This is a genomic window from Cohnella sp. GCM10012308 (assembly GCF_042649185.1).
Taxonomy (GTDB): domain Bacteria; phylum Bacillota; class Bacilli; order Paenibacillales; family Paenibacillaceae; genus Cohnella.
This window is the reverse complement of the sequence record NZ_JBHRYU010000054.1, coordinates 25,527-33,960: the sequence shown is the minus strand read 5'-3', so window position 1 is coordinate 33,960 and position 8,434 is coordinate 25,527. Positions and strand designations below refer to the sequence as shown.

Here is an 8,434-nt window from a genome sequence, read left to right as displayed (position 1 = left end):
AAGAAACCGTTCCTTTCGTAAATGGTTGCTAGACACTTCCATTTTACCAAAGAACGGTTTCTTTTTGTTTTACAAAAACAGGACTGCCCCGCAGGTCATTTTCATGACCCTTTTGGGACAGCCCCTTTGTCGTTCCATTTAGATTGAATCTGCGAGGACCATCGTGACCTAGAGAAAGGGGAAAGCGCGATATGCCCGAATTCGCCATCGTATTGCTATGCTGCATTTTTGGATTTTCGGCGGCGGCCAAGGCAGCGGACCGGAGGGCGTTCCGGGCGACGCTCGGAGAGCTGGGCCTGACCGGGGCGACTGTCGCCGCCGCCGCCGTCGCAGTGCCAGCGGCGGAGGCTGCGGGAGCGGCGCTGCTGCTGCCTGCGTTCACGCGCCCTTACGGCGCCGTTTTGCTGCTGGCGCTGCTCGTCGCATTCGGCGCCGCGGCCTGGCGGGCGAGAGGCCGGCATATCGACTGCAATTGCTTCGGCAGCGCGCTGCAGGAGGAGCTCGGAGCCGGGACGTACGTTCGTATCGCGGCGTGCGCCGCGCTCGCCGTCTACACGCTGCTGGAAACGGACGGCCGGAGCCTGCTCGCTCTCACGATGCCTGACCTCGCATGCATAACGCTGGCGTCGGCAGGCCTGCTTGCGGTATACGTGCTGCTCTTGTCGATCGCCAGGCACCGCAAGTCGGGCTTGACACTATAGCGGGGAGGGAATTTATTGTCCGAATTTTTCTTGCTTTCTTATTGGACGCTTTGGGGCGTGGTCGCGCTGCTGGCATACGCCGTCCTCGCGATGATGAAGCGGCTGTACCGAATCTCGCTGCCCGCATCCGATCGCGGGCTGCCGGTCGGCGCGCCTTTTCCGCTCGTTTCCCGTGCTGAGCGCGCCGCGGACGAGGAGCAGCCGCCGCCGGGTATATTCGCTATCTTTACGGCTGCCGATTGCCATGCCTGCAAGCAGGTCTACCCGGTTGTCGAGCAGTTCAGCATGCGTTATCCGAGGCATCGCTTCGAGCTTTATATGCTCGCCACGGAGGAAGAAGGCGCGCCGATCGTACAGGCGCATGCGAGCGCGCTCGGGGCGACGTTCGTGGACGATCTGGGATCGTACGAGGTGCCTGGCGTGCCGTTCGCGTATTTTCTGGCCGGGGACGGCACGGTGCTGTCCAAAGGCGTCTTTCACGAAGCCGCCCATCTGGAGCATCTGATCGCGACGGGCAAAAAAGCGCTGCGCAGATCGGCATGACGCGGTGCGGAAGACGATGATCACGGAGACGTCTCCCACTGCGCCGATGCTCAAAATCTTCTTAACTCGCGTGCTGCCGCTGCTCTGGCGGCTATCTCCGCGCCTGTTCGCCGCGTCCGTCGCCGTGCACTTGCTGCAGGCCGCCATTCCTTCGCTGCAGCTGTACTGGACGCAGGCGCTCATCGACGCGGTCGCCGCCGCTGCAAGGCAGGAGCCGGGCGGCTGGAGCCGGGCCGGTCTGCTGCTTGGACTGCAGGGAGCGACCTACGCGCTTGAGCATGCGATTCGCTTCGGCGGCGCCTATGTCCTCGCCGCGACCAAACAGAAGGCGAACTTCGAGCTGAATCGCTCCGTTATCGACAAATGCGCTCGCCTGCCGCTCGTTTATTTTGACCAGCCGGACTATTACGACAAACTGCAGCGGGTATCCAAGGGCGTGGAGTATCGCGGCGTCTCTATTTTGGAGCATGGCTTCCAGCTGCTGCAAAGCGTGTTTACGATCGCCGGTTTTCTGGCTATACTGGCCAGCTTGCATTATTCGCTGGCGCTCGGCATGCTGCTGCTCGTGATTCCGATTTTTCTGGTGAACATCCGGATCGGGCGGCAGAAGTATCGCCAGATCGTGCATCAGACGCCGGCTAGCCGCAGAGCCGAATACTTCGCCGAGCTGCTCAAGGGTCGCGAGTCGGCCAAGGAAATGCGGGTGTTCGATCTGTTCGGATACATGAAGGAGCAGTGGCGGGCGCTGTACTGGGTCAATGCAGGAGAGCAGATCGCGCTGGAAAAAAGATCGCTGCTCAAGCAGTTTTGGACCGAAACGTTCTCGATGGCCGTGACGACGGGGACCGCTTTCTATTTGCTGTTCATGACCGTACGCGGCTCCCTGACGCTGGGCCACTTTGCGGCGCTGACCCAGGCGCTCGCCACGACGAGGCACCAGCTCATCATTGCGGTCGTCAACCTGTCCCGCATTCATGAGGAGATGCTGTTCATGAACGAGTGGCTGGCGTTTCTGGGGCTGCCGGAGGAGAGCGACACGGACCGGCGCGAGGCGGAACGGCGCAAAGCGGAGAAAGGCGACGCGGACGAGAGTGATGCGGAACGCCGCAAGCCGGAGAAAGGCGAGGCGGGCGGGCGTGAAGCGAAAAAACGCCCCAAGACGGCGTCTCGCGAAGCAAAGCGGAGCGAGGCCGCACAGGGCAACGTGGAACGGCTCTTAACGGAGCGGAGCGGTCAGTCCGGGAGCGGCCGGGCTCAAGGCGGTTCCCGCAGCGGACGAGCCCAGGCAGGGATATCCGTGCGGGGCTTGACCTTTGCCTACCCGGGGCAGACCGAGCCCATACTCCGCGATATCAGCTTCGACGCGCCCGCAGGCCGGACGATCGCGATTGTCGGCGGCAACGGCGCGGGCAAGAGCACGCTGGTCAAGTGCATCATGGGGCTGTACGAGCCGCAGGAGGGCGCCGTCTCCATCGGCGGGGAGCGGATCGGCGCAGGCCGGGAGCGGTACGGCAAGTTCGGTGCGGTATTTCAGGATTTCGTGCGCTTCCAGTTCCCCGTGCAGCAGAGCATCGGGCTGGGCGATCCGCGGAGGCTGGAAGACCTGGCTCGGGCGGAGACCGCCGCGGACCGGGCGGGTGCCGGCGAGTTCATCGCCCGGCTGCCGCAGGGCTTCGCGACGCCGCTCGGCGCGATGTTCCAGGACGGGCGCGAGCTGTCTTACGGCCAATGGCAGAAAATCGCCTTGAGTCGGGCGTTTTTTAAGGATGCGGATTATATCGTGCTGGACGAGCCGACCTCCGCGATGGACCCGATCGCCGAGGCGCAGCTGTTCGAGCGGTTCGCGCGGCTGACGGCCGGCAAGACGACGCTCATGGTATCTCACAGGCTGGGCAGCTGTCGCTTCGCCGACCTGATCCTCGTGCTGCGGGACGGCCGGCTCGTCGAGAAGGGGACGCACGAAGAATTAATGATCGACAGCGGCGAATATGCGCGGATGTACGCGACGCAAGCCAAATGGTATTTGAACAAGAACGAATCCGTTCCGCTTGCGCCTTCCCGTCAAGTTTAAGAGAGCAAGCAGAAGAGGAGAAACGGATGATTCCGCTTCTCCTCTTTCTTGTCCGTTCTGTGCCGGCAACGCGGCTACTGCCAGTTCACCGTCACGGTCGCCGTGCCGCTGGAAGGCGTCGTGAACGTGTGGTTCGAGCCGCCTTCCCACGTGACGGTCGCGCCGTTTTTCTTGAAGAACTTGAACTGCAGCGCCGTGTTCGCCGGTACGCTGACGTCGTAATACCAGTTCGGATAAGCGGCGATGATCTGGTTGAAGATCGGGCCGACCGAAGAGGTCGGCGTCCAGTTGCCGAGCTCGGATACGCTGCCGGTCAGGTAGACGTTCTCGCCGAGCGAGGTCGTCGCGTTCTGTACGATAAAGCGGATGGAGACTTGGTCGCCGCTCAAAATGTTGAAGCCGTTGTAGGCGTTGCTGTCGACGGCGCCGGACGTGCGCACCTTGACGTTGTACTTGCCGGCTGCTACGGCCGGGACGACCGCCTTGATCTCGGTGTCTTCCCAAGAGACGATGCTAGAGCCAGTCACCGCGTTGGTGCCGAAGTAGACGGTTCCTTTGGTCGTGCCGAAGCCGCGGCCGTCGATCGTGACGGTGTTGCCCGCTTTGCCCATGACTGGGCCGACATGGCCGATCGTCGGCGTCGTCGTAGCCGGCGTCGATTGCCAGACTGCCACGCCGCCGGCTGCAAGCGTGAAGGTGCTCACGGCGCCGCCGCTTCCGGCCGTGATGCTGCCGCCGCCGAGCAGGCCGCCTAGCGCGTCGCTATAGGTGCCGGCGGGGAGCGACGTGATCAGACCGGCGATCGAGGCGGAGGCGCTGGCGCTGCGGTTGATGGCGACGACCGCCACGCTGCTGCCGAATTTACGCTCGTAGACGTACACGTCGTTGTTGATCCAACGTTGCTGCGTCGTGCCGTAAGCGATAGCTGGGTTCGACTTGCGCAGCGGCGCCAGCGCTTTAATGACGTTAAAGGCCGTCGTGGATGTCGAGAAGGAGGACATCATCGCGCGATTGTCCGGATCGGTGCCGCCCGTCATGTATTGCTCCGTACCGTAGTAGATGGCGGGGACGCCGCGGGACGTCAGCGTGAAGGCGAGCGCCTGCTCGAGCCGGCGGTTGGTGACGGCGCTGCTCTTGAAGCGTTCCATGTCGTGATTATCGATAAAGGTGACCTGATCCGATACTTGGGCGTAGTCGGTCGCTGTCGCCGAGAGCATGGAATCCAGGCCGTACATCGTATCCGTGTTGTCGCGGAAGACGTTGCGCACCTTGGCGTTGAACCGGAAGTCGAGCAGGCTCATGCCGGAATCGTTGGCGAACTTGGTGTTGTCCGCTTCCGCAGCGGCCGAGCCGAGGAACCACTCGCCGAAGACGAATACGGGCTGATAGCCGTAGATGGAGGCGAGCCAGTTTTTCTGCCAGCCCATGGACATATGCTTGACCGCGTCGACGCGAATGCCGTCCACGCCGAGGTCGAGCCATACCTTGATCGCGTCCTTGAAATACGTGTCCAGCGTGCTGTTCTGTTGTTCGATGTCGGCCAGGTCGTACAGGTTCTTGTAGATGCCGTTCTCGAGGCTGGAGAAGTCGGAGCCGCCGTTGTGATGGAAGTAGCCGTTGGTGTCGCTCGTGTAACCTCCCAGCAGCGTGCCATTGTTATACAGCTTGCCGTTCTCGGCGAACGTGGTGTCGGTCTCCATCGCGGGCGACGTATGGTTCGGGGCAAAGTCGATGACGATTTTGATGCCTTTGGCGTGCGCGGCATTAATCAGGTTCTGCAGGTCCGTGAAGCTGCCGTAATAAGGATTCGTCTTCTTAAAATCGCGTGCCCAGTAGCCGTGATAGGAAGCGTTGGTTACGCCGGTGTAAGTGACCGCGGCATAAATGTTCTCGACTGGCTGGGAGATCCACAGCGCGGTGATGCCCATATCGGTAAAGTAGTTGGCGTTGATCTTGTCGGTGATACCCTGCCAGTCGCCGCCGCAATATACGCGCTTGTTGGTACAGCCGGAGCTGAAGGTCGAGCCCGAAGGGTTGTTGGACGTATTGCCGTCGTAGAAGCGATCTGTGAAGATTTGATAGATGACGTCCGTACTGAAGTTCTGCTTGTTGGATACGGCGGTATCCGCCGCGGCCGAAGCCGTGCCGATCGGGGCGCCCGGCGCAGCGAGTCCCGCCACGAGCAGCGCGGCGATGGCTGCGGCGGTCAGGCTCTTTTTAAACCATGCATACATGAGAAAATCCACCTTTCCTCGTATAAATGCTTTGGACGTGCCTAAAGCGGTTGCAAAGTTTTCCGTCCGCGATCCGTCGCGGCCCGTACCGCGTCACCTCCTTTTTTGCAACGGCAAAAACCCCGGCAGCTCCGAAGGGGAGTTACCGGGGTTGTTTTAAACCGTAAGGTTTAAAAAGCAGTGCCCTCAAATTATGATTGGCGACCTAATAATAAGAAAATATTGGTCAATTTGTCAATCACAAAATTACGGCGTATGTAGCGTGCCCGATCTAAAGCGGAATTTGCGAATCTGTTCCTCGGGCTCGTAAGGCCGGTGAAGCAGCTGTTCCATCGTCGCGTAGGCGACCGACGCCTTGGAATCTTCGAGCACGAGACGGCGAGTGCCTTCCGGCAGATAACCGGGCGCCTCGGAGGCGCAGACGACGATCATCGCGGACGGATCGGCGCGGCCGAGCAGCCGCATGGCTAAGAACTCGTTAAATACGACGAGCGGCAGTCCCGCGTTGCGCTCCAAAAAGCCGGACAGGTCCCCTTCGGCATCCAAGGCAAGCAGCCGCTCCGGAGGAACGTCAGCCGCAGCGATCAGCGACTCGGTCATCGACCGGTTGTGGTAGCTCTCGCAGACAACGGCGAACGGTCCGCCGTCAAGCATCCCGCGAACGAGGCCGAACAGCTGGCTGAAGTCGGGCATGAGCCTGCGGAACAGCGGATCCTCGATGTTGCCGTCCACCAGCACGAGCGGCGAACCGTAAGGGAACTTCTCGGAGACCGAATAAAACGAGCCTTCCCGCGCATCGATCAGGAAGACGCCGTCCAGCTTGCGTTCGGCGATGATGGCAAAGTTGGGACTCACCGGGTCGATCTGCGACGTCATGAGATGGTAGCCCTTCGGTTTGCTCATCCGCTCCAGCTCGTCGATGAACTTGCCATAGCTGATGTACTTGGAGACGAGATCGCGCTCGCTGCCCACCAACAGGACGCCCAGCAGTTGCGTACGGCCCGAGGAAAGCGAGCGCGCGGCGAGATTTTGCACGTAATTCAGCTTGCCGACCGCCTCGAGGACGCGACGCTTGGTCTCGTCGGGGATCGTCTGGTGCGGGACGTCGTTCAAGACGTAGCTCACCGTGGCGACAGAGACGCCGGCTTCCTTGGCGACGTCTTTAAGCGTCGGTTTTTTCATGGCGGCACCACCTCGTTTCCGGACCGTTTCAGTCATAGATCTATCATAGAGGGCCTCCCGAGAGCCTGTCAAACATGCAAAAACTGGATTGACAGTTTTAGGAAGGCTCCTTATACTAAAGAAACTTAAACGATTAAGTCAGATCTGATTACAGCTTGGTTGCAGAAAGGGGAATACGTATGCAAGCGCCGATCCAAGCCGCCGACGCTCAGCTGCAGGCGGGGCCGGCGACGGCGGCCGAACCGCTGCCGGTCTGGCGCAACGGCTCGTTCATGCGGCTGTTGACGGGTTATACGGTGTCCGTGTTCGGCGATAGCTTCAACGGTATCGCCATCAGCCTGTGGGTGCTGCAGACGACGGGAAGCGCGCAGCGAATGGCGGCCGTGCAAATCTGCTACCTGAGCGTCGGCTTCCTGTTCGGCTCGTTCGCGGGCACGATCGCGGACCGCATCGACCGCCGTCGCCTGATGTTGTTCTCCGAGCTGTCGCGCAGCGCGACCGCGGCCATCCTGGCCGTCTCTCTCTTTGTCCTGCATGCGCCGTTCCCGACGCTGCTCGTCCTCGCTTCTTTGTCCATGTTTTGCAGCCTGCTGCTCAGTCCCGCCTTCCATGCCTCGACGACGGCGATCGTCGGTCCGGCGCGCGTCCAGCAGGCCGCGAGCGCGATCCATATCGCCGACAACGCCGCTCGCATATCAGGACTTGCCGTCGCGGGCATCGTCGTCTCCGCATTCGGCGGACTCGCCGCCATTTTGACGACCGCCGCCGCCTTTCTGTTCTCCGCCGTCTGCACGCTGCTGACCCGGGGAATTCCCCGCATCGAGCGCGTCGCCGCCGAGCGCAAGCCGTCCTTCCTGGAAGACTGGCGCGGCGGACTCGCGTATATGCGGCGAGATAAGCTCATTCGCTCGATCGTCCTTCTCTCTCCGCTGCTGTCCGCTTTTTTTCTGAGCGCCATCATGCTCGTGCAGGTAATCGCCGTCGGCAAGTGGCGGGCCAACCCGATCGAGTTCGGCCTGCTCGAGATGTGCATTCCCCTCGGTTATTTGGCCGGGGCGGGGATTATCCTGAGCTTGGGGCGGAGGCTGGGAAGACGGGGGCGTCTTGTGTTCGCCGGCCTCCTGCCGCTGGGACCGCTGTACGCAGCCGTATCCTTTATTTCGTCGCCGCTGCTGGCGCTGCCGCTCATCCTGCTCGGCGGTCTGCTGTTTGCCTTTTGCTCCATGATGATTCAGATTATCCTGAAGACGGAGGTTCGCGGAGAGCTTCAAGGGAGAATCTACGGCACGCTGGGCGCGATTACGAGCGTAGCTCCCACGCTGTCGCTGGCCGCCGTGTCCATGCTCGCCGACCGCTGGGGCGCTGAACACGTGCTCGTCGTCCTCGGGTCTTCGCTGCTCGCGCTGGGCATCGTCGCGACGGCGCTGCTGAAGCCGATCCGCACATACCGGTAATCTGTTTTAAAAATAAATATTTACAAATTATCCAATTTGTATTAACTTGGAGGTGCATCGTCGATGCGCAATCTGAGGGCCATGACTTTTTAAAACATGGTTGTCATGTTTTAAAAACAACCCCGTTTTCCCGGTATCGCTTCGGGACAGCGGGGTTTTTGGCGTGGCGCGACGTGACGCGGAACCGAGAGATGCGGGAGGAGGCGGGAAAAAGAGAAGTTTGGATAGCCAGCAGACGGGAGGGAGAGA

Annotated in this window: 6 protein-coding genes; 4 read left to right on the top strand and 2 right to left on the bottom strand. The window is 61.0% G+C overall.

The features are described from left to right. Positions 1-191: 191 nt before the first annotated feature. Genes ACFOTD_RS32870 through ACFOTD_RS32860 form a run of 3 tightly spaced genes read left to right on the top strand, consistent with a single transcriptional unit; the run spans position 192 to position 3,315 of the window. Positions 192-701, top strand: coding sequence for a MauE/DoxX family redox-associated membrane protein (locus ACFOTD_RS32870; RefSeq protein ID WP_378124223.1), 510 nt, complete (start codon positions 192-194; stop codon positions 699-701). 15 nt (positions 702-716) lie between these two features. Then, positions 717-1,244, top strand: a complete 528-nt coding sequence (locus tag ACFOTD_RS32865) for a thioredoxin domain-containing protein (RefSeq protein WP_378124222.1) — start codon at positions 717-719, stop codon at positions 1,242-1,244. Positions 1,245-1,260: 16 nt separating this feature from the next. Further along, entirely contained in the window at positions 1,261-3,315 is a 2,055-nt protein-coding gene (locus ACFOTD_RS32860) for an ABC transporter ATP-binding protein (RefSeq protein WP_378124221.1), read from the top strand. Positions 3,316-3,389: 74 nt separating this feature from the next. Here ACFOTD_RS32860 and ACFOTD_RS32855 read toward each other — a convergent pair whose 3' ends face one another. Both ACFOTD_RS32855 and ACFOTD_RS32850 read right to left on the bottom strand, forming a co-directional pair. After that, a complete protein-coding gene (locus ACFOTD_RS32855; RefSeq protein WP_378124219.1) occupies positions 3,390-5,549 on the bottom strand; it encodes an alpha-amylase family glycosyl hydrolase in 2,160 nt (719 codons plus the stop codon). Between the two features lie 246 nt (positions 5,550-5,795). After that, the gene (locus ACFOTD_RS32850) at positions 5,796-6,731 is read right to left on the bottom strand and encodes a LacI family DNA-binding transcriptional regulator (protein WP_378124217.1); all 936 of its coding nucleotides are present in this window, start codon (positions 6,729-6,731) and stop codon (positions 5,796-5,798) included. Between the two features lie 179 nt (positions 6,732-6,910). Here ACFOTD_RS32850 and ACFOTD_RS32845 point away from each other — a divergent pair, with 179 nt between their 5' ends. Then, positions 6,911-8,185: an MFS transporter gene (locus tag ACFOTD_RS32845; RefSeq protein WP_378124216.1), complete on the top strand. Its 1,275-nt coding sequence runs from the start codon at positions 6,911-6,913 to the stop codon at positions 8,183-8,185. Positions 8,186-8,434 lie beyond the last annotated feature (249 nt).